The sequence below is a fragment of the Staphylococcus sp. GDY8P72P genome, assembly GCF_016890655.1.
Classification (GTDB): domain Bacteria; phylum Bacillota; class Bacilli; order Staphylococcales; family Staphylococcaceae; genus Staphylococcus; species Staphylococcus arlettae.
In genome coordinates, this window is the sequence record NZ_JAFEQJ010000006.1 from 1 (window position 1) to 20279 (window position 20279).

Genomic DNA, 20279 nt, shown 5'->3' on the forward strand with positions numbered 1-20279 from the left:
GTAATTTACTCTTGATAAAGCTTAACACCTTCTGATGAGGATATTCAAACTACAAAACGTTTAATTCAATGTGGTGAAATATTAGGTATCGACATTATAGACCATATCATTATTGGTAATGGTAGTTATGTCAGTCTTGTAGAAGAAGGATACTTTGATTAAAGGTATGGAAAATCAACTTAAAAAAGTGTAATTAACGCTAACATAACTAAATGCACACCTAGTTTGAAGGACAGGAGTGCATTTAATTATAGTTATAGTGGAAAATTAATATAAAAAAATAACCATGAAAAGTATTGGATTAGTATATCAAGATTAACTTAAAGGTTAATTGTTTTTTGTAATAATTGTTGTTTAACACCGTATTTTAGAATAGTTTGTCCTGTGTTGTAAAACCCGACTGAATTATATAAATTATAAGAAATTACATTATCTTCATTGACTACAAGTGCTATAAATTGAACGTGTGGATAGTGTGTTTTAATAAAATCGTCTAATAGCAATAAACACGATTTAGCGTATCCGTTTTGTAGAAATCTAGCATCGGTTGAAAAAGCTTTTAAAAAAATTGTGACATTTTTAGTAGATGTAAAATACTGAGCATATTCGCTTGCTTGTTGTAAAACAAAAAAGGTAACTAAGTTATTGTCGTCATTAAATCCGAGAATACAATTCATATCAGAATTATACTGTGCATTATTGATATGAACGGATGGGGTTTTAGGAAAATGAATTTGATCGTAAGTCAGTTGGTAACTCATTATATAAGGTAAAAATTTACTTTCGTAATTTACCAAAAACATTTATAACACCTTCTTGCTTGTTGAAATTATAATTAATAATACTTAATAATGTATAATAATTCAATAATAATTTAGGTTTATTTTAATTTTATACTGTATTTAATGTTATTATTGGTGATTGGTTTGATTTGATATGATGAATAATAATACAAAATTGGCCGAATGATAAATTGAGTTGATAATTTATATGTAATATATTTGTAGAATGTTATTTGATAATATTGATAGAGTATATTTCAGTATAAATATGTATTGATATGAGTTATGAAGTGCTTTAAGTCTTAAATTCAGCTGATTAAATGAAAATTAAAAGTAGGTGTGTGTGAAATGCATTTTAAAAAGGCAACGATTGAAGATGTTGCGATAATACATAAGTTAATGATGGATGCATTTGCAGAATACGCAAATGTTAAGGTGCCGTCTACTGCATTACTAGAAAAGGAAGATGATATTAGAAAATCATTTTTACATCATAAGGAAGAAGCAATTATTGCATATGATGCAGATAAACCAGTTGGGATGTTAAGGTTTAAAATTAATAATCAAGCTTTGAGTTTTCACAGAGTTTCTATTGATCCAAAAGTTCAAGGTAGAGGTATTGGCAAGCAGTTATTAAATTATTTGGAATATCATTCTTACCAGAATGGCATAACTGAATTGGTCTGCAAAGTGCGTATGAATGTTACTAAAAATATGAAATTTTACAGTGATTTAGGATATGTTATCAGTGATAAGAAAATACTCACTAAACCAAATAACCAACTTTTAGAACTTGCTACCATGACGAAATTGCTTAACTAATTCAAATAACGTCACTACTAAGGTAAAAGTTGAACATTTATTAAAATCATAGTTTGAGTTAATGCTATCAGTTATATCATTAACTTTATGTTTCTAATCTTGGTGAATATATTAATATTAAAAATAGAGAGGGAGGAGCATTATGCAACAATTATTTAAAAGTTGTACGCTTTTTAATGACTTAAGCACTGTACATACAAATCTAACAATAACTAACTTTGAAAGAGAAAGATGGAACAATGATTATGAAGCGCTAAACTTCGCTGTTGGTAAGCAAAGGATTAAAAGTAGATTGGCCAAAAAGACGCCTAAAAAGGCAGGGTATTTTGTTGCTTTATGGCATAAAAACGAGTTTGCTAAGAACATACCGTTTAATGAAGCGGATTTTGATGATAAGTTAGTGATAAATATTATCGATAATCAATATAAAGGGCAGTTTATATTTACCAAAGAAATATTAATAGACAAAGGCATCATTACTACAAATGCTCACAAAGGTAAAATGTCCTTCCGTCTTTACCCTTTATGGTGTGAAGATTTGAATAAGAGTGCTACTAACACTCAACAGTGGCAATTGCCTTATTTTATAGATATGACTAATGGTTATGATGCAATGAAAATCAATAAATTGTATTTCAACTAAAGCTTTATGCAACTATTTTATACATATTCATTTTCTTGAAGGGAGGTCATGACATGAAAACAGCAAAATACGCATTAGTAATCTTTATCTCTTTTTTTCATTCTTTTTACTTTTTAGTATTGGTACATACTTCATGTTTTAGTCGAAACCTTTTTTCGTGTTGGCAGTAGCTGACTGCATTGAAAATGCGCTTTAAACCAAGCTTTTTCCAACGCTAGTCATCCTTGCCGGGGTGGGACGACGAAATCATTTTTTCAAAATCAGATTTCTGTCCCACTCCCTAATATGAATTATTATTAGGTGATTTTAGGACGATATTATGACACTTGAATCTAATACATTAATGCTGTTGATAGCATCAAATTGACATTTTCGATACAATACCAATAACTATTTAAAATTATGATAGTATGATAGTATTTAACTAGGGAGGTAGTAATGACTATGACACAGAAGAATTTCCCAAAAGATGCAATGCGTGTATTAAAAGAAACGAGTCGTACATTTTATATACCGATTACTTTTTTAGACAATGAATTAAAACATACGGTAGCCTCTGCTTATTTAGTAATGAGAGCAATTGATGAAATTGAAGATCATGAAGAAGTAGAGAATGACACGAAACATGCTATTTTAATGCAAGTAAGTGACTTATTAAAACAACCTTTTGATGAAGAACAGTATCTGCAACTTTTGGCACCAGTTAAAGATAAAATGCCAGAGGTCACTTTACGCTTAGGTGATTGGTTACGTGCGTGCCCTGAAAATACTGTGCACATCGTAATGAATAGTGCTCACGAAATGGCGTATGGTATGGCCAAATGGGTGAAAGCGGACTGGAATATTCAAACGAAAGAAGATTTAGATGATTATACATATTATGTTGCTGGTCTCGTAGGTGTGATGTTGTCAGATATATGGGAACAAAGTGCTGGAGTGAAAACAGACAGAGATTTAGCGATTGGCTATGGCCGTGGACTACAAGCGGTAAATATTTTGCGTAACGAACAAGAAGATTATGACGAACGTGGTGTAAGTTTTGTCCCGAATGATTGGACGCGTCAAGACTTATTCGATTATGCAGATGAAAATTTGGCTAAAGCCGATGAATATATGAAGTCTATTAATAAGAAGACAATTTTACTATTTTGCAGATTACCATTAGCATTAGCTCATAAAACACTTAAAGCAATGAAAAATGGTCGCGAAAAAATATCTCGTCAAGAAGTAGAAGAAACAGTCGAAGAAGTACAAAAAGATTAATATTAGATGTGACTTAACCATTTGTTGTAACGCAAATGGTTTTTTATTTGTGAATGAGTGGCATAAGGCTTATTGATTAAGTGAAAATCCTTTCGGGTAAACTTAAATGTAATGATTAAATATATTATAAATTTACTAGGGAAGGTAGGCTAATTTATGGCTTTAAATAATAATTTTGAATTAAATGATGGATCTATACTTCCACATGTTGGATTAGGAACGGTTAATATTCAAGGTGGTACAGGTGTCAACGCTGTACAAAATGCGTTAGACATTGGCTATAGACTTATTGATACGTCAACTAATTACAACAACGAAGGTATGGTTGGAGAAGCGATCCGTCGTTCACATATTGCTCGTGAAGATATTTATGTGAGTGCGAAACTACCTGGTTCAAATCATGACTATGATAAGGCTATCCATATTATTCAAGAATCATTATATCGCACCGGTCTTGACTATTTTGATAAATATCTTGTGCATTGGCCAAACCCTAAACAAGGTAAATATGTCGATGCGTGGAAAGCTTTAATTGATGCACAAAAATATGGTCTGATTAAAACGATTGGTGTTTCTAATTTTATGCCTGAGCATTTAGATCGTATTATTGAAGCTACTGGTGTCACACCAGCTACAAATCAAATTGAAATTCAACCCTATTTTAATAATAAAGATCTTATTCATGAAAATAGTAAACGAGGTATAGTATCAGAAGCATGGAGTCCATTAGGACGTGAAATAAATGATGTACTTGTTAATGATACAATTTTAGATATAGCTCAAAAATATAATCGAACACCGGCACAAGTAATAATGAATTGGGTTAATCAACTAGGTGTTTTCCCGATTCTTAAATCAGATAATTACAAGCATCAACGTAGTAACTTTGAGTATTTAAATTTTGAATTAGCAAGTTCGGATATTGAAAAAATAAATTCACTAGATAAAGGTGAAGCAGGTCGTGTGGAAGGTCAAAACCCTTACGATTATGAAGAATTTGTTTAAATTAAATTCGTAGGATATGTGGGGTGACTTTTCAGACTGTAACATAAACGTTAATTGCTATAAAGGTTATATAGTAATTGACGTTTTTTGTTTTTCTAAAATCTTGTAGCTCTTTAAGGTTATATGTTACATATACGCGTATAAATTTGTTTGTACGTCTAAACGATATTCGAGCAAAATTTAAATAGCATTCATAAATCCACAAGCAGCTGCTACTTAAAAACTGCCCACAAAATCAGAGACTTTGTCGACAGTTTGAGACCAATCCACACAAATGGATTGGTCAATTGTAATTTTGAGTATGAGATGATGATTTCGGTCTTTTTTGATTAAAGAAAATTATTTTGTAAAAAGTCTAATACTGCTAGTAATAAAGGTGTGCCTGTCATGTAAATTCCTCCTTTGTCATGTTAATTACTCCTTCATCTATTAATTTAAAATTAATGAAATGACAACTAACTAAGTTGAAAAGTATGTAATTCACGATGCCAAACTAAAAATAATTTATAAATAAAGTATAACATTCGTATTCATATAAGTATAATTATTAAAGAAAATTTATTTTTAAATCAATAACTATTCTTTGTATATAGATTGTGGGATTAAATTATTTGAAGTTGTATCTAGTGCAAAGAGCTGAATTTTAGTACTATAGTATAAGTATAAAAAGTTTATCAAATAAAATAGGTGTTTAAATGGTGAGCTAGTTTAGTTGAAGCAACTTAGAACAAAAACTCTGAGGAGTGAAGAACATGAGTATTACAACAGTAATTATACTGGCTTTTATTTTATCTATGCTTTTTAAAGTAGGAAGATTGTTAATAAAAAGTCTATTAGCAATGGTTTTTGTATTAATTTATATTTATATTTTAGTGTTTGTATTTACTTGGATTATGCAAAATACAAGTTGAAAAATAAGTAAGAACAATTTATACGATTTAGAGTAGGCGTGTACAATAGCTAGAAATTTTGGCTATAAACCCTTATAGAATTACAGAATCGAATAGATTTAATTAGTAATTTAGGTTATTATATTATATATCTATATAGGATAATCTGAAGTTTAATGAGGGATAAAATATGCAGGGAAATAATAAAACTAAAATTATTTTAATTACACTGGCGATTATTATATTTACCTTATTAGTGTGTGGCATATTTTATGGTGCGTATTATTTTATTAAAGAAAATGTCAATTTTAGTGCACCAAATACAGCTTCTGAACAAAAAGAAGGTAAACGAGATAAGCCGAAAGTAGATGTGTTATCGAGTCAATTTAGTAATGACTTTATGCATGCTGATCGTCGCGACGGCTATGCCAATATTACTAAAGGTATTAAACGAGACAGTTTAGAAAATGAGTTGGGCAGCCCTGATGATAAAATTAAAGTCGATGATGTGCGTGTGTGGGTTTATGGCAATGTTGGTGTTAATTTTAAAGATGATGAAGTGAATCGCGTCTTTATCGTACCCCAAAAAATTACTGTACAAGAATTCCAAAATTATCATGGCAGTGCGACTATACATCAGGCTGATGGAGCATTAATTTACGATGATAATACGAGCAATAGTTATACTATTAAAGTTTATGCCGATAAAGAAGGTAAAATTGAAGGTATCGAAAATATTGACCAATTAAGATAGCAATTAAATAGTGAGTGATTATTGTTGTAAGCAGTGGTAACCGATATCGTTACCGCTGCTTTTATTTTTATTCAAAAATGTATTAAATAATGTATATAAATGATATTATTTATATACATTATTTAGCTAGTAACTTAAGATATAAAGGGAGAGGTTTAATGAAATCTTATGCGAGAATTACTGCTCAAGGCGCTTATGTACCATCTAAAATTATGACGAATGCTGATTTTGAACAAATTGTAGAAACTTCTGATGACTGGATACGACAACGTACTGGTATAATCGAACGTCGCATTACTGAAGCAGATGAATATACTAGTGATATGAGTTATAAGGCTATAATGGATTTGCAACAGAAATACGATGTAGATTTATCTGATGTAGATATGATTATACATGCTACCATTACTCCTGATTACCATACACCGAGTGTTGCATCATACATTCAAGGTCGTTTAGGATTAACAAACGCAGGTGCGATGGATTTAAATGCTGCATGTGCTGGTTTTACTTATGGTTTGAATGTTGCTAACGGGTTAATTAGCTCTGGTCAAAACAAAAAGGTATTAGTAGTTGGTTCAGAAGCATTATCTAAAATCACTGATTACACAGACCGTAATACATGTATATTATTTGGCGATGGTGCAGGTGTGTTTTTAGTTGAATATGTTGAATCTGATCCTAGTTTTATAACAAGTCATTCGGGTTCTGATGGTGCAAAGGCTGAGAACTTATATTGTTCTGCGTTATCATCAGAGATGTATGGTAATGAGTTAGAAAATGAGGGCAACATCGTTCAAAATGGACGAGGTGTGTATAAGTGGGCAGTTGGAAACATACCTAGTATTATCCATCAAACATTGACCAAAGTTGATATGACACCACAAGATATAGATTGGTTTGTACCGCATAGTGCAAATGCGCGAATGATAGAGTCCATTTGTGAAAAAGCGCAAATAAATGTTGATAAAGCTTTAATGAGTCTTGCTTATTACGGCAATACTTCCTCTGCGACAATTCCATTAGCGATTGATTTAGCGCTTAAAGAAGGTAAAGTACAACAAGGAGACAAAATGTTGTTAGTCGGTTTTGGTGGAGGTTTGGCTTTTGCATCCACTTTGATTAAATTGAGTTTATAATTTAGTATATTCATCGGTACACATAGATATGACATTTATTATGGGGCAATATGGACATCACTGCAAAAATACTACTAAATAATTGTCTTGTTTTGTCATTCTTTGCTATACCAGTGTATATTATAAAGAGCAATAATATGATGTTAAATTTTAAATAGTGTATAAGTATGAAAATAATTAATTATGTGGTTTAGATGTATGGTAGACAATGTGATGCGCAAGCACATTGAGGTAGAATTTATATTAAATATGTACGAGGTGATAATTTGGGAATCGTGCTTCTTATAGGTTTGTTTATTCCAATTATTTATATAATGCGTGTTGTTCAAGCGCAACGAAAAATTGATAAACAAGTGTTTGTAAAAACGTTAATTTACTCACTCATAGGGGCTATTGGAGCGAGTATTATTATTGCAATAGTTGGTCAACAAGGGCGTGCGTTTTTTAGTTATTTAATAAGTGGTATCATTGTTGGAATAATCTGGGCTTGTTTATTATGTGGTTGTTATGCAATATATCAACGTATTGGTAAAAAATTTAAATGAAGAGGCTAAGACAAATTGCCAAAGCCTCTTGCTTTATGGTATGAAATTAAAACTAAGGTTAAAGTAATCCATTATCCATAGTACGCCTTGATAACCTAAGTAAATACATAAGATGATTATACCTACTGAAATTAAGAAACGTAGGATAGATAAACCAACTCTGAAAAATAAAATAACTAATAATGCTAGAAGTATAATAGTTAGAATACTCATTAAGTTCACTCCCTTTATATGTATTTTACTATAATTTGCGATGTTTTTATATCAGTCAAAAGTTATGAATAAATTAAGGCTGTAGTCTGATGTGATTTGGACACGGTAAGGCTATAATTATAAGAAATTAGGAGGAGCTATTTCATGAGGTTTATTTTCAGTATTGTTAAAAATATAATAGCTGTTATAGCAATTATTATAATTGTGTTTTTTGCCTTGAAATATGCACCATTTTTAAAGGATCAAGAGTGGAATCCGATGTATGAAAATAAACCATCATATCAAAGTAATACTACAGATCCTCAACTAACTAGGGGACAACGTTATTCTGTTGAAGATAATGATTTATTAAATAACGTACCTTTAGGACAAACTAAACAAGTATTTGACTGGTTAAATAAAAAAGAATTTATGTCTGTTTCTGGTTTAGGACGAATGGGTTATAATGATGAGTACCTTGCTGGTCAAAGAAGAGATAAATTTATTATCTATAAATTTGGTGAAGATTCAATTAGGGTGTACTCTACAGAAATAGAAATGCACCAAGATTTACAACGGTTAAGTCAAGATATAGAATTAAAACCACGGGAAGCATACGACTAATAGTTTGAATTCTGTGATTAAATAAGTTACTTTAATCTTGAGAATGAATTTAAAGGTTGGTGTCTAAAAATGAGTGAACAATCTAAAGATAAGAAAGCAGACGAGCAATCTAAGGCGCAAAATTTATTTGCTCGCTGGCGTAAGGATGAAACCTTATATAAAGAAGATCAGAAAGATTCTGATGAATCTAAATCAGAATCAAATACTGATAAAGACGCATAGCGTTTGATTGAAAGGCTGGAGCATAATTATGTTCTGGTCTTTCACTTTATTGTGGCTTCAATTTAATAAAACTGGATGCAAAAATGTATCAGCTGTCCAAATAACATAGTAAGTTATCAATATAGGGATAGATAGAGTTTTCCTACGATTTTAAGTAAATAACAGTAGCATCAATAGAAAATGGTGAAAATGTATAAGTTATTTTAGTATCTTTATCACTTTTCTTGGTATAATAAGATATATAAATTTATATAAAGTTAAAGTAGAAAATTTATTATGAAGTAGTAAATCAAGATTGAAATATAAAGTTTTAGGGAAAGTAAATTTCGTAGTGAAATTGCTAGGGTTATGGCTTTATTTCAATACGTTTGTGCTATAAAATGATAAGAGAATTGAAAATTTAAAGTGTGCTAATAGAGGTGTTTAGTTTGTCAAAGTTTTTTAGAAATAACAAACTCATTGTTATTTTGTGTGCCATTATAGTTTTTATATCTTTGATAGGAATTTCTTTAAGGTCGCAATCTCAATCACATGCTGAACAGTATGTAGGAGATACTGTAGCTTTTGGACAACGTGCTGTGAGTTATCCTGTACAATTTGTTTCTGGTTTCATTGGAGATTTATTTTCTACATCGAATAATGACAAACCTTCAAATAAGGAAAAACAGTTAGAAGCGGAAAATCAACGCCTGAAAGCTGACAATAAGAAATATAAAAAAGAATTAGATATAGAAGATATTTCTAAGTATGACCCTATTTCTAGCACAGTATTGTCAAGAAATCCTGATCAATGGATGAATACATTTGTCATAGATAAAGGATCAAAGAATGGCGTGGAAAGTAATATGGCTGTTATGACTTCTGAAGGTTTAGTTGGCCGAATTTCCAAAGTAAATCAATTTTCATCTCAGGTGGATTTGATTTCGACTAATACCCGTTCTAATCGTTTATCAGTTAACATTCAACATGATGATAAAAATGTGTTTGGATTAATTGATCAATATGACGCTAAGAAAGAAGAGCTTGTTATTACTGATATCAATAACAAAGATAAAGTTGAAAAGGGTGACAAAGTAGTAACGAGTGGTTTGGCAGATCAGTTGCCAAGTAGTCTTTACATAGGTGAAGTAACAAAAGTAGAAAATGATCAATATGGTTTGTCTAAAGAGATTAGGGTTAAACCTGCAGCTTCACTAGCCGATTTAAATCATGTATATGTTGCAAAACGAGATCCACAAACAATACCTGATGAAAGTGCAGCAACGTCTGAAAATGAAAGTGGTGTAGAATAATGAGAGCCTTATACTACTTTTTAATCGGTGTAGTTTTATTTTACATAGATACAATTGTTGGTTTATTAATACCGATGCAGATTGGTAGTAAGGCGATTATTTTTGTCCCACATTTAACATTAATGTATATACTAATCGTTTGTATCTATCGTAGTTTTGGAGTTGCTTTAGTGTTAGCGATTGTCTTTGGTTTGGTTTCGGATTTATATTTCGGGGCATTTTATGGCTTATACTTGTTTGGCTATATTTTGTTAGTAGTTGTAATGGACTTTTTTTTCAAGGTGTTTTACCGAGACAAAGAAATGCTTTTTATAATTATTATAGTCAACACTATAGCAATCGAAATATATGCAGCTATTATGTATGGAGCAATTGGCCTCATTCAGTTTGATTTAATCGACTTCTTAGCGTTCAGACTTGTTCCTACATTAATATTAAATATTGTATTGCTCATTATACTCTTTCCGATTACTACCAAATTTTTTGAAAAACTACAATTGAAGATTGACAGCAAGAAACGGTAATGCTAAAATGCAGTAGTTGAGTAGTTTCAAGCTACATACAACCGCTCGATTACAGGTTATAAGTACATTATGTCACCTGTAGTTGGCGTGACTTAAATTATAGGAGGTGCAAAGTATGTTTGCTATTATTGAAACAGGTGGAAAACAAATCAAAGTTGAAGAAGGCCAAGAAATCTTCGTTGAAAAATTAGACGTAAATGAAGGTGACGCATTCACTTTTGACAAAGTATTATTCGTAGGTGGAGACGCAGTTAAAGTTGGTGCTCCAACAGTAGAAGGTGCTACAGTTTCAGCTACAGTTCAAAAACAAGGACGTGGCAAGAAAATCACTGTCTTTACTTACAAACGTCGTAAAGACTCTAAACGTAAAAAAGGACATCGTCAACCTTACACTAAATTAACTATCGACAAAATCAACGCATAATTATGATTACAGTCGATGTTACATTAAATGACGACGGTCGAGTGACCGACGTTATAATGGACGGTCACGCTGATTATGGTGATTATGGACATGATATAGTTTGTGCCGGTGCTTCAGCAGTATTGTTCGGTAGCGTAAATGCGATTATGGGACTTACAAGCGAAAAGCCAGATATAGACTATAATGACGATGGAGGACATTTTCATATAAGAAGTGTCGATACCAATAATGAACAAGCACAATTAATTCTTCAAGCTATGCTTGTGTCACTACAAACCATAGAAGAAGAGTACAACGAAAATATTAGACTAAATTATAAGTGAGGTGCAACTCAATGCTAAAATTAAACTTACAGTTCTTCGCATCTAAAAAAGGGGTAAGTTCTACAAAAAACGGACGTGACTCTGAATCAAAACGTTTAGGTGCTAAACGCGCAGATGGACAATATGTTACAGGCGGTTCAATTTTATTCCGTCAACGTGGTACAAAAATTTATCCTGGTGAAAATGTAGGTCGCGGTGGTGACGATACATTATTCGCTAAAATCGACGGCGTTGTAAAATTCGAACGTAAAGGTCGCGACAAAAAACAAGTATCTGTATATTCAGCTGCTGAGTAATTTGTCTTTGTTAACACCAGAAGTCTTAACTTCTGGTGTTTATTTTTTGTCTTTATTTTCTATAGAACAACTTAATGATATAATATAAAGGATATTGAAATAAAACCGAGAAAAAAGAGGTGAGAAGATGTTTGTCGATCAAGTGAAAATATCACTTAAAGCTGGTGATGGTGGTAATGGTATTACCGCATATAGAAGAGAAAAATATGTACCATTTGGTGGCCCCGCTGGCGGTGATGGTGGTAATGGCGCATCTGTTGTATTTGAAGTGGACGAAGGACTAAGAACGTTATTGGATTTTAGATACCAAAGTCATTTTAAAGCCAAAACAGGTGAAGCAGGTCAAAGTAGTAATATGCATGGTAAAAATGCAGAAGATTTAGTACTTAAAGTTCCACCAGGTACGATTATAAAAAGTGTTGAAACAGAAGAAATCCTTGCTGATTTGGTTGAACATGGTCAACGAGCTAGTATAGCTAAAGGTGGACGTGGTGGACGCGGGAATTCTCGCTTTGCATCACCAAGAAATCCGGCACCAGATTTTAGTGAAAATGGTGAACCAGGTGAAGAAATAGAAGTTACTTTAGAACTGAAATTAATGGCAGATGTAGGTTTAGTTGGCTTTCCTAGTGTAGGTAAATCAACATTGTTATCAATTGTTTCTAAAGCTAAACCTAAAATTGGAGCATACCATTTCACAACAATTAAACCCAATTTGGGTGTAGTATCAACACCGGATAATAGAAGTTTTGTTATGGCTGATTTACCAGGTCTAATCGAAGGTGCGGCAGATGGTGTCGGCTTAGGACATCAATTTTTACGTCATGTAGAACGTACTAAAGTTATCGTACATATGATTGATATGAGCGGTTCTGAAGGACGAGATCCTTACGAAGATTATCAAATTATTAATAAAGAATTAAGAGCATATGCAAGCCGTTTAGAAGAAAGGCCACAAATAATTGTGGCTAATAAGATGGATATGCCAGATTCGGAAGATAACTTAACTTTATTTAAAGAACAATTGAATGATGATAATGTTAGTATTATTCCGCTATCGACATTTACACGTGAAAACTTAGATAAGTTGTTGTACACCATCGCTGATACACTAAATACAGTAAAAGATGTCGATTATAGTGAAAAAGAAGAACTTGGAGTCAACAGAGTGCTTTATAAACATACACCAAATCAAGATACGTTTACGATTACACGTGATGATGATGGTGCTTATGTTGTTAAAGGTAAAGCAATTGAACGTATGTTCAAAATGACTGACTTTAACAGCGACCCTGCAGTTAGACGATTTGCTAGACAAATGCGTTCTATGGGTATCGATGATGCACTTAGAGCACGTGGTTGTGAAAATGGTGATATAGTTAGAATTTTAGGCGGCGAGTTTGAATTTATTGAATAGAGGTGCTTAGGATGGACAGCAAAGATTATAAAAAGTTTTATTTAATTCGTGAAGATGTATTACCAGAGTCAGTTGTAAAAACATTAATGATTAAAGATGCTTTGAAAAACGATCCCACACTGTCCATTTTCGAAGCAGTTAAACAGTTTGATTTATCACGAAGTGCTTTTTATAAGTATCGGGATACAATCTTTCCCGTCGACGAAAAGATGGAAAATACAAAGGAATTTACATTAATCTTATATGTCAATGATATTATTGGTATGTTGGCAGAAGTGCTAAATAAATTGTCAGCATTAAATTTATCCGTATTAACAATTCATCAAAGTATACCTATGGATAATAGGGCGACAATAACGGTATCATTAGATGCTAAAGGAACTAATTTAGAAATTGATGATGTTATAGCGTCGCTACAAACAATAGATTATGTATCAAAAGTTGAATTAATAAGTATGACAATATAAGGAAGTGTTGAAGTGTACGCATATATTATAGGAAAGTTAACCCAGTTGTTTCCTACGCATCTAGTAATAGAAACAAGTGGTATTGGTTATGAAATACAAACTCCAAATTCATATCGCTTTCAACAGCAATTGAATCAAGAAGTGAAAGTATACACATCGTTTATTGTACGTGAAGATGCACAATTATTATATGGCTTTATTAATGAAGAAGAAAAAGACATGTTCTTAAGTTTAATAAAAGTTACGGGTATTGGACCTAAATCTGCTTTAGCTATTTTGGCGAGTAGTTCACCAAGCGAAGTGAAACAAGCTATTGAAAATGAAAATGATTCGTATTTAACTAAGTTCCCAGGGATTGGTAAGAAAACAGCACGTCAAATTGTCTTAGATTTGAAAGGCAAGGTTCAAATTACTGAAGAAAATAGCGATACGTTATTAACTGTAGATGCTTCGACAGATGGTCAATCAGCTATAATCAAAGAAGCATTAATGGCACTTGAAGCATTAGGTTATTCCAAACGTGAAATTTCAAAAGTAGAGAAAGTCTTGGCAAAAGAGTCTAATCCAACTGTAGATGATGCAGTAAAACGTGGATTACAAATTTTAGTATCATAAGATTGAATTAATGAAGTATGGGGTGAATGAAATGGACGATAGAATGGTTGATCAGTCAATGCATGAAGATGAATCTTCCTTTGAGTTATCATTGCGACCTACAAGATTGCGTCAGTATATTGGCCAATCTTCAATTAAGTCTAATTTAGAAGTCTTTATTAAAGCAGCAAAGCTGAGAGAAGAACCATTAGATCATGTATTACTTTTTGGTCCCCCAGGATTAGGAAAAACAACATTATCTAATATTATTGCTACTGAAATGGACGTTAATATTCGCACTGTGTCTGGACCCTCATTGGAACGTCCTGGAGATTTAGCGGCAATATTATCAGGTCTTCAACCTGGCGATGTCTTGTTTATTGATGAGATACACCGTTTGAGTAGTGTAGTGGAAGAAGTGTTATACCCAGCTATGGAAGACTTTTTCCTTGATATTATAATTGGAAAAGGTGAAGAAGCACGAAGTATTCGCATTGATTTACCACCATTTACTTTAGTGGGTGCTACTACAAGAGCAGGTAGTTTAACTGCACCACTAAGAGATAGATTTGGAGTACATCTTAGATTAGAATATTATCAAAATCATGAATTGAAAGAAATTATTATCCGAACTGCTGAAGTACTTGGTACCACAATTGATGAAGAAAGTGCAGAAGAATTAGCAAAGCGGAGTCGAGGTACACCACGAGTTGCCAATAGATTACTCAAACGTGTCCGTGATTTTCAACAAGTTAATGATGATGATCAAATCTATATCGAAACAACAAAAAGAGCATTACAGTTGTTACAAGTTGATGATGAAGGTTTGGATTATATCGATCATAAAATGATGAATTGTATTATTCAACAATATAATGGTGGACCGGTAGGACTGGATACAATTGCTGTATCAATTGGTGAGGAACGGATCACTATAGAAGATGTCTACGAACCTTTTCTTATACAGAAAGGGTTTATAGAGCGAACACCAAGAGGGCGTAAAGCAACTGCTTATGCACATGAACATTTTAGTAATAATGGAAAGAAGGACTAGTATTGGATATTGAACAATTTGACTACTATTTACCTGAGGACTTAATCGCTCAAACGCCATTACTTAATAGAGACCAAAGTAGATTATTGGTGTTAGGCAAAAACAATGGTGATATTGAACACCATCATTTTAAGGATATCATTGATTACCTGAACCCAGGCGATACATTAGTTTTAAATGATACAAGGGTTATGCCAGCGCGCTTATTTGGAATTAAAGAACAAACAGGTGCTAAAGTTGAAATGCTAATGTTAACTCAAATAGAAGGTAATGATTGGGAAGTACTTTTAAAACCTGCAAAGCGTATTAAAGTTGGTGATAAGCTAAACTTTGGTGAAGGTAAAATTATTGCTGAATGTATAGAAACCTTAAATCAAGGTGGACGTATCATGCGTCTACATTTTGATGGGATATTACAAGAACGATTAGATGAATTAGGTGAAATGCCGCTACCACCATATATTAAAGAGCGCTTAGACGATCCTGATAGATATCAAACAGTTTATGCCAAAGAAGCAGGCTCTGCAGCTGCACCAACAGCCGGTTTACATTTTACAGATACGTTATTAGCTGATATTAAAGCAAAAGGTATCAACATTGCCTTTATTACTTTACATGTCGGTTTAGGTACTTTTAGACCAGTCAGTGTTGAAGATATTAATGATCACGAAATGCACAGCGAATACTATCAAATGACTCAAGATACTGCGGATTTATTAAATGCAACGCAGTCACAAGGTGGACGTATCATTTCAGTTGGTACAACTTCAACAAGAACATTAGAAACAATACGTCAAACAAATGATCAATTTTTAGCGGCAAGTGGCTGGACTGATATATTTATTTACCCAGGATTTGAATTTAAAGGTGTAGATGGGTTGATTACTAATTTCCATTTACCAAAATCAACGTTAGTGATGTTAGTATCCGCATTTAGTACACGAGAAAATATTTTAAATGCTTATCGCACAGCAGTAGATGAACGATATAGATTTTTTAGTTTTGGAGATGCAATGTTAATTATTTAGGGAATGGAAGGAGATAACTATGCCTGCAGTTACATACGAACATATAAAAACTTGTAAGCAATCAGGTGCACGCTTGGGTATTGTTCATACACCCCACGGTTCATTTGAAACACCAATGTTTATGCCTGTTGGAACAAAAGCGACAGTAAAAACAATGAGCCCCGAAGAATTACACAATATGGAAGCAAAAATCATACTTGGAAATACGTATCATTTGTGGTTACAACCAGGAAATGATATCATTCGTAAGAGTGGGGGATTACATCAGTTCATGAATTGGAATGGTCCTATACTTACTGATTCAGGTGGTTTTCAGGTATTTAGTTTAAGTAATTTGAGAAATATTTCTGAGGAAGGTGTCGAATTTAGACATCACACAAATGGTTCGAAATTATTTTTAAGCCCTGAAAAAGCTATGCAAATTCAAAATGATCTTGGATCAGATATTATGATGGCATTTGATGAATGTCCACCAATGCCGGCAGAATATAAATATGTTAAAGATTCAATTGAACGTACAACGAGATGGGCTGAAAGATGTTTGCAAGCACATAGTCGACCTGAAGATCAAGCACTGTTTGGAATTATCCAAGGCGGTGAGTATAAAGATTTAAGGCAACAAAGTGCTGAAGAACTTGTAGCGCTAGATTTTCCTGGCTATGCTATTGGTGGTTTATCTGTTGGCGAACCAAAACCAGTAATGTATGACATGGTAGAACACACGGAGCAATTTATGCCAAAGGATAAACCAAGGTATTTGATGGGCGTAGGCTCACCAGATGCATTGATAGAATGTAGTATTCGTGGTATGGATATGTTTGATTGTGTGTTACCTACACGTATTGCCAGAAACGGTACATGTATGACATCTGAAGGACGTGTGGTCATTAAAAATGCAAAATATGCTGAAGATTTTGGACCTTTGGATCCTGATTGTGATTGTTACACATGTAAAAATTATAGTCGTGCATATTTGAGACATTTAATTAAGGCAGAGGAAACGTTTGGAATACGTCTTACTACATATCATAATTTACATTTCCTACTTAAATTAATGGAAAATGTCCGACAAGCGATTCGTGAAGATCGGCTTCTTGATTTTAAAGAAGAATTCTTTGAACAATATGGACTAAATGTAGATAACCCTAAAAACTTTTAAAGAGGAGAAATAGATAATGGAATTTACTTCATTAATTTTACCAATTTTATTATTAGCATTAATGTGGTTCTTCTTAATTAGACCACAACAGAAAAAAGCAAAAGAGCATCGTGAAATGGTTTCACAAATCCGCTCAGGACAACGTGTTACTACAATCGGTGGTATTAAAGGTACAGTTCGCAGTGTTGATGAAACAACAGTAGTGTTAACATTAAATGGAAACGGTACTGAACTTACTTTAGAAAAACCTGCTATTAAACAGGTTGATCCATCTTAATTTTAATAATACTGAAATTGGTAGGAATAATGATTTCCTATCAATTTTTTTATTTTACAATAATTTTGCGCTATATGACGTTTTAGTTACATAAGTAATGTGGGTTTTTGTTGATATTGTGATATGTTAAGATATATAGGTCGCTTAACAAAGTATGTGTAAACCTATTATGACTTGGACAAATATAATTTTATAAAGTATTCTTTAAGTATAAGTATACAATGAGGTGTTGACGTGAAAAAAAGTAGTAAAATAGTCGCGTTTTTATTACTCGTCGTCATTCTATTTGCAGGAATGGGACTGACTTATAAAAACGTAGTAAAGGATGTTAACTTAGGTTTAGATTTACAAGGTGGCTTTGAAGTCCTTTATCAAGTAGATCCTTTACAAGAAGGAGATAAAATCGATAACGATGCAGTTCAAGCTACTGCTAAAACCTTGGAGAATCGTGTGAATGTGCTTGGTGTATCTGAACCAAAAATCCAAGTAGAAGATCAAAATCGGATACGAGTGCAGTTAGCGGGAGTTGAAAATCAATCACAAGCCCGTGAAATCTTATCATCACAAGCCAATTTAACGATACGTGATGCTGATGATAACATTAAGTTAACAGGAAAAGATATTCAACAAGGTTCTGCTAAACAAGAATTTAAACAAAATACGAACCAACCTGCTGTTACTTTTAAATTAAAAGATAGTGACAAATTTAAAAAAGTAACAGAAGAAATCTCTAAGAAAAAAGAAAATGTTATGGTCGTATGGTTAGATTATGAAAAGGGCGACTCATATCAAAAAGAAAAATCTAAAAAAGATCCAAAATATGTTTCAGCAGCATCTGTTGATAAGCCAATTAATTCAGACAGCGTAGAAATTTCAGGTGGATTTAATGGTGAGAAAGGTGTTCAAGAAGCAAAACAAATTGCAGACTTGTTAAATGCCGGATCATTACCAGTTGATTTAAATGAAATTTATTCAAACTCTGTTGGTGCACAATTTGGACAAGATGCATTAGATAAAACAATTTTAGCGTCTATAATCGGTGTAGCGATTATTTACTTATTTATGCTAGGATTTTATAGATTACCTGGTTTAGTAGCGATTATTGCGTTAACTACTTATATATATCTAGTTATGGTTGCATTCAACTTCATTTCAGGTGTCTTAACTTTACCAGGCCTGGCAGCATTAGTGCTCGGTGTAGGTATGGCAGTCGACGCTAATATTATAATGTATGAACGAATAAAAGATGAGCTCAAAGTTGGCCGTACTTTAAAACAAGCATATAAAAAAGCGAATAAGAGCTCGTTCTTAACGATTGTCGATGCAAACTTAACAACAGTTATCGCAGCAGCAGTATTATTCTTCTTTGGTGAAAGTTCTGTTAAAGGTTTCGCGACAATGTTATTACTAGGTATATTAATGATATTTGTAACGGCGGTATTTTTATCCCGTGGATTACTATCATTACTAGTTTCATCCAACTATTTCAAAAACAAACTAAGTTGGTTTGGAGTTAAAAAATCAGAACGATTTGATATTAATGACGGTAAAGATGTACACGATTTAAAAACACCTTATGAAAAATGGAATTTTGTGAAATTAGCAAAACCTTTATTATCTTTAAGTGTCATAATTATTATTATCGGAGCGATAATACTATTTGTCTTTAGATTGAACTTGGGAATCGACTTTACAAGTGGTACTCGTGTCGATTTTGAAGCAGATAACAAAGTGTCACAAGATAAAGTGACCCAGACATTAGAAAAAGATAACTTTAAACCCGATCAAGTATCTATAGGTGAAAATGGTAAAAATATCAGTGTGCAATTCAAAAATGATCTTAACAAAGATCAAGTTGCTAAAATTAAAAACACAGTTGATAAGACATTTGGACATGATCCTACAGTAAACACTGTGTCTCCTGTGATTGGTCAAGAATTGGCTAAAAATGCCATGATGGCATTGATATATGCTGCTATTGGCATTATCATTTATATTTCTTTACGTTTTGAATGGCGCATGGGTCTGTCCTCTATTTTAGCGCTCTTACATGATGCATTTATGATTGTAGCAGTATTTAGCTTGTTTAGAATCGAGGTAGATATTACCTTTATTGCAGCAGTCCTTACAATCATTGGTTACTCGATAAATGATACAATCGTAACATTTGATAGAGTACGTGAAAACTTGCATAAGGTTAAGGTTATTACCGAACCTCAGCAAATAGATGATATTGTCAATCGTTCAATCAAACAAACGATGACGCGTTCCATTAATACTGTGTTAACAGTAGTTATAGTAGTAGTAGCGCTATTAATTTTCGGTGCTTCTAGTATCTTTAATTTCTCATTAGCGTTGTTAATCGGTTTAATCTGTGGCGTCTTCTCATCTATCTTTATTGCAGTTCCTTTATGGGGTATCATGAAAAAACGTCAATTACGCAAATCTGACGATGGCAAGTTAGTCGTTTACAAAGAGAAAAAATCAAACGATGAAAAGATTTTAGTATAAAATAAAATGAGATAACACTATATACGTTACAA

General features: G+C 32.7%; 25 protein-coding genes, 1 pseudogene and 1 other annotated feature. Of the genes and pseudogenes, 24 read left to right on the forward strand and 2 right to left on the reverse strand.

What is annotated here, in order from left to right; translation table 11 throughout:
• Positions 1 to 21: 21 nt before the first annotated feature.
• Positions 22 to 162 (forward strand): annotated as a pseudogene (locus tag JVU85_RS01145) (JAB domain-containing protein); the annotation flags it as partial.
• Between the two features lie 158 nt (positions 163 to 320).
• On the opposite strand, the gene JVU85_RS01150 reads toward JVU85_RS01145, so the two are convergent.
• Positions 321 to 803, reverse strand: coding sequence for a hypothetical protein (locus JVU85_RS01150; RefSeq protein ID WP_204172040.1), 483 nt, complete (start codon positions 801 to 803; stop codon positions 321 to 323).
• 327 nt (positions 804 to 1130) lie between these two features.
• On the opposite strand from JVU85_RS01150, the gene JVU85_RS01155 reads away from it, so the two are divergent.
• The 8 genes from JVU85_RS01155 (at position 1131) to JVU85_RS01190 (ending at position 7843) form a co-directional block, all read left to right on the forward strand.
• Positions 1131 to 1604, forward strand: a complete 474-nt coding sequence (locus JVU85_RS01155) for a GNAT family N-acetyltransferase (RefSeq protein WP_002510180.1) — start codon at positions 1131 to 1133, stop codon at positions 1602 to 1604.
• A 142-nt stretch (positions 1605 to 1746) separates the two neighbouring features.
• Entirely contained in the window at positions 1747 to 2247 is a 501-nt protein-coding gene (locus JVU85_RS01160) for a MepB family protein (RefSeq protein ID WP_112369619.1), read from the forward strand.
• Between the two features lie 444 nt (positions 2248 to 2691).
• The gene (locus JVU85_RS01165; protein WP_204172041.1) at positions 2692 to 3510 is read left to right on the forward strand and encodes a squalene/phytoene synthase family protein; all 819 of its coding nucleotides are present in this window, start codon (positions 2692 to 2694) and stop codon (positions 3508 to 3510) included.
• Positions 3511 to 3666: 156 nt separating this feature from the next.
• Entirely contained in the window at positions 3667 to 4515 is an 849-nt protein-coding gene (locus tag JVU85_RS01170; RefSeq protein WP_204172042.1) for an aldo/keto reductase, read from the forward strand.
• A gap of 752 nt (positions 4516 to 5267) precedes the next feature.
• Positions 5268 to 5426 (forward strand): hypothetical protein, encoded by a 159-nt coding sequence (locus JVU85_RS01175; RefSeq protein WP_021459221.1) that lies wholly within the window; start codon positions 5268 to 5270, stop codon positions 5424 to 5426.
• 169 nt (positions 5427 to 5595) lie between these two features.
• The gene (locus JVU85_RS01180; RefSeq protein WP_002510429.1) at positions 5596 to 6159 is read left to right on the forward strand and encodes a hypothetical protein; all 564 of its coding nucleotides are present in this window, start codon (positions 5596 to 5598) and stop codon (positions 6157 to 6159) included.
• A gap of 158 nt (positions 6160 to 6317) precedes the next feature.
• The gene (locus JVU85_RS01185; RefSeq protein ID WP_204172043.1) at positions 6318 to 7298 is read left to right on the forward strand and encodes a ketoacyl-ACP synthase III; all 981 of its coding nucleotides are present in this window, start codon (positions 6318 to 6320) and stop codon (positions 7296 to 7298) included.
• A 266-nt stretch (positions 7299 to 7564) separates the two neighbouring features.
• The gene (locus JVU85_RS01190; RefSeq protein ID WP_002510431.1) at positions 7565 to 7843 is read left to right on the forward strand and encodes a hypothetical protein; all 279 of its coding nucleotides are present in this window, start codon (positions 7565 to 7567) and stop codon (positions 7841 to 7843) included.
• Positions 7844 to 7876: 33 nt separating this feature from the next.
• On the opposite strand, the gene JVU85_RS01195 is transcribed toward JVU85_RS01190, so the two are convergent.
• On the reverse strand, positions 7877 to 8056 hold the full coding sequence (locus tag JVU85_RS01195) for a hypothetical protein (protein ID WP_082435629.1): 180 nt from the start codon (positions 8054 to 8056) through the stop codon (positions 7877 to 7879).
• Between the two features lie 144 nt (positions 8057 to 8200).
• Between JVU85_RS01195 and JVU85_RS01200 the strand changes: the two genes are divergently transcribed.
• The 15 genes from JVU85_RS01200 to secDF all read left to right on the forward strand — a co-directional run bounded on the left by JVU85_RS01200 (position 8201) and on the right by secDF (position 20247).
• On the forward strand, positions 8201 to 8659 hold the full coding sequence (locus JVU85_RS01200; protein ID WP_002510432.1) for a DUF4930 family protein: 459 nt from the start codon (positions 8201 to 8203) through the stop codon (positions 8657 to 8659).
• A 69-nt stretch (positions 8660 to 8728) separates the two neighbouring features.
• Positions 8729 to 8881, forward strand: coding sequence for a hypothetical protein (locus JVU85_RS01205; protein WP_002510433.1), 153 nt, complete (start codon positions 8729 to 8731; stop codon positions 8879 to 8881).
• A gap of 428 nt (positions 8882 to 9309) precedes the next feature.
• Entirely contained in the window at positions 9310 to 10173 is an 864-nt protein-coding gene (gene mreC, locus JVU85_RS01210) for a rod shape-determining protein MreC (protein ID WP_002510434.1), read from the forward strand.
• On the forward strand, positions 10173 to 10697 hold the full coding sequence (gene mreD, locus JVU85_RS01215; protein WP_002510435.1) for a rod shape-determining protein MreD: 525 nt from the start codon (positions 10173 to 10175) through the stop codon (positions 10695 to 10697). Before mreC ends, mreD begins: the two co-directional genes overlap by 1 nt.
• A gap of 29 nt (positions 10698 to 10726) precedes the next feature.
• Positions 10727 to 10800 (forward strand) — a sequence feature (ribosomal protein L21 leader region).
• Between the two features lie 12 nt (positions 10801 to 10812).
• Positions 10813 to 11121, forward strand: a complete 309-nt coding sequence (gene rplU, locus JVU85_RS01220; RefSeq protein ID WP_002510436.1) for a 50S ribosomal protein L21 — start codon at positions 10813 to 10815, stop codon at positions 11119 to 11121.
• A gap of 2 nt (positions 11122 to 11123) precedes the next feature.
• Positions 11124 to 11444, forward strand: a complete 321-nt coding sequence (locus JVU85_RS01225; protein WP_002510437.1) for a ribosomal-processing cysteine protease Prp — start codon at positions 11124 to 11126, stop codon at positions 11442 to 11444.
• Between the two features lie 11 nt (positions 11445 to 11455).
• Positions 11456 to 11740 carry a 50S ribosomal protein L27 gene (rpmA, locus tag JVU85_RS01230; protein ID WP_002510438.1) on the forward strand — a complete coding sequence of 95 codons (285 nt, stop codon included), beginning with the start codon at positions 11456 to 11458 and terminating at the stop codon, positions 11738 to 11740.
• Positions 11741 to 11867: 127 nt separating this feature from the next.
• Positions 11868 to 13157 (forward strand): GTPase ObgE, encoded by a 1290-nt coding sequence (gene obgE / locus JVU85_RS01235; RefSeq protein ID WP_002510439.1) that lies wholly within the window; start codon positions 11868 to 11870, stop codon positions 13155 to 13157.
• Between the two features lie 11 nt (positions 13158 to 13168).
• Positions 13169 to 13624 (forward strand): ACT domain-containing protein, encoded by a 456-nt coding sequence (locus JVU85_RS01240; protein ID WP_002510440.1) that lies wholly within the window; start codon positions 13169 to 13171, stop codon positions 13622 to 13624.
• A gap of 12 nt (positions 13625 to 13636) precedes the next feature.
• Positions 13637 to 14239: a Holliday junction branch migration protein RuvA gene (gene ruvA / locus JVU85_RS01245; protein WP_002510441.1), complete on the forward strand. Its 603-nt coding sequence runs from the start codon at positions 13637 to 13639 to the stop codon at positions 14237 to 14239.
• Positions 14240 to 14270: 31 nt separating this feature from the next.
• Positions 14271 to 15272: a Holliday junction branch migration DNA helicase RuvB gene (gene ruvB, locus JVU85_RS01250; protein ID WP_002510442.1), complete on the forward strand. Its 1002-nt coding sequence runs from the start codon at positions 14271 to 14273 to the stop codon at positions 15270 to 15272.
• Positions 15273 to 15274: 2 nt separating this feature from the next.
• Positions 15275 to 16300 carry a tRNA preQ1(34) S-adenosylmethionine ribosyltransferase-isomerase QueA gene (queA, locus tag JVU85_RS01255; RefSeq protein WP_002510443.1) on the forward strand — a complete coding sequence of 342 codons (1026 nt, stop codon included), beginning with the start codon at positions 15275 to 15277 and terminating at the stop codon, positions 16298 to 16300.
• A 19-nt stretch (positions 16301 to 16319) separates the two neighbouring features.
• Positions 16320 to 17459: a tRNA guanosine(34) transglycosylase Tgt gene (gene tgt / locus JVU85_RS01260; RefSeq protein WP_002510444.1), complete on the forward strand. Its 1140-nt coding sequence runs from the start codon at positions 16320 to 16322 to the stop codon at positions 17457 to 17459.
• 16 nt (positions 17460 to 17475) lie between these two features.
• On the forward strand, positions 17476 to 17736 hold the full coding sequence (gene yajC / locus JVU85_RS01265; RefSeq protein WP_002510445.1) for a preprotein translocase subunit YajC: 261 nt from the start codon (positions 17476 to 17478) through the stop codon (positions 17734 to 17736).
• A 234-nt stretch (positions 17737 to 17970) separates the two neighbouring features.
• Complete coding sequence (gene secDF, locus JVU85_RS01270) at positions 17971 to 20247, forward strand: protein translocase subunit SecDF (RefSeq protein WP_002510446.1); 2277 nt, start codon at positions 17971 to 17973, stop codon at positions 20245 to 20247.
• Positions 20248 to 20279: the final 32 nt, after the last annotated feature.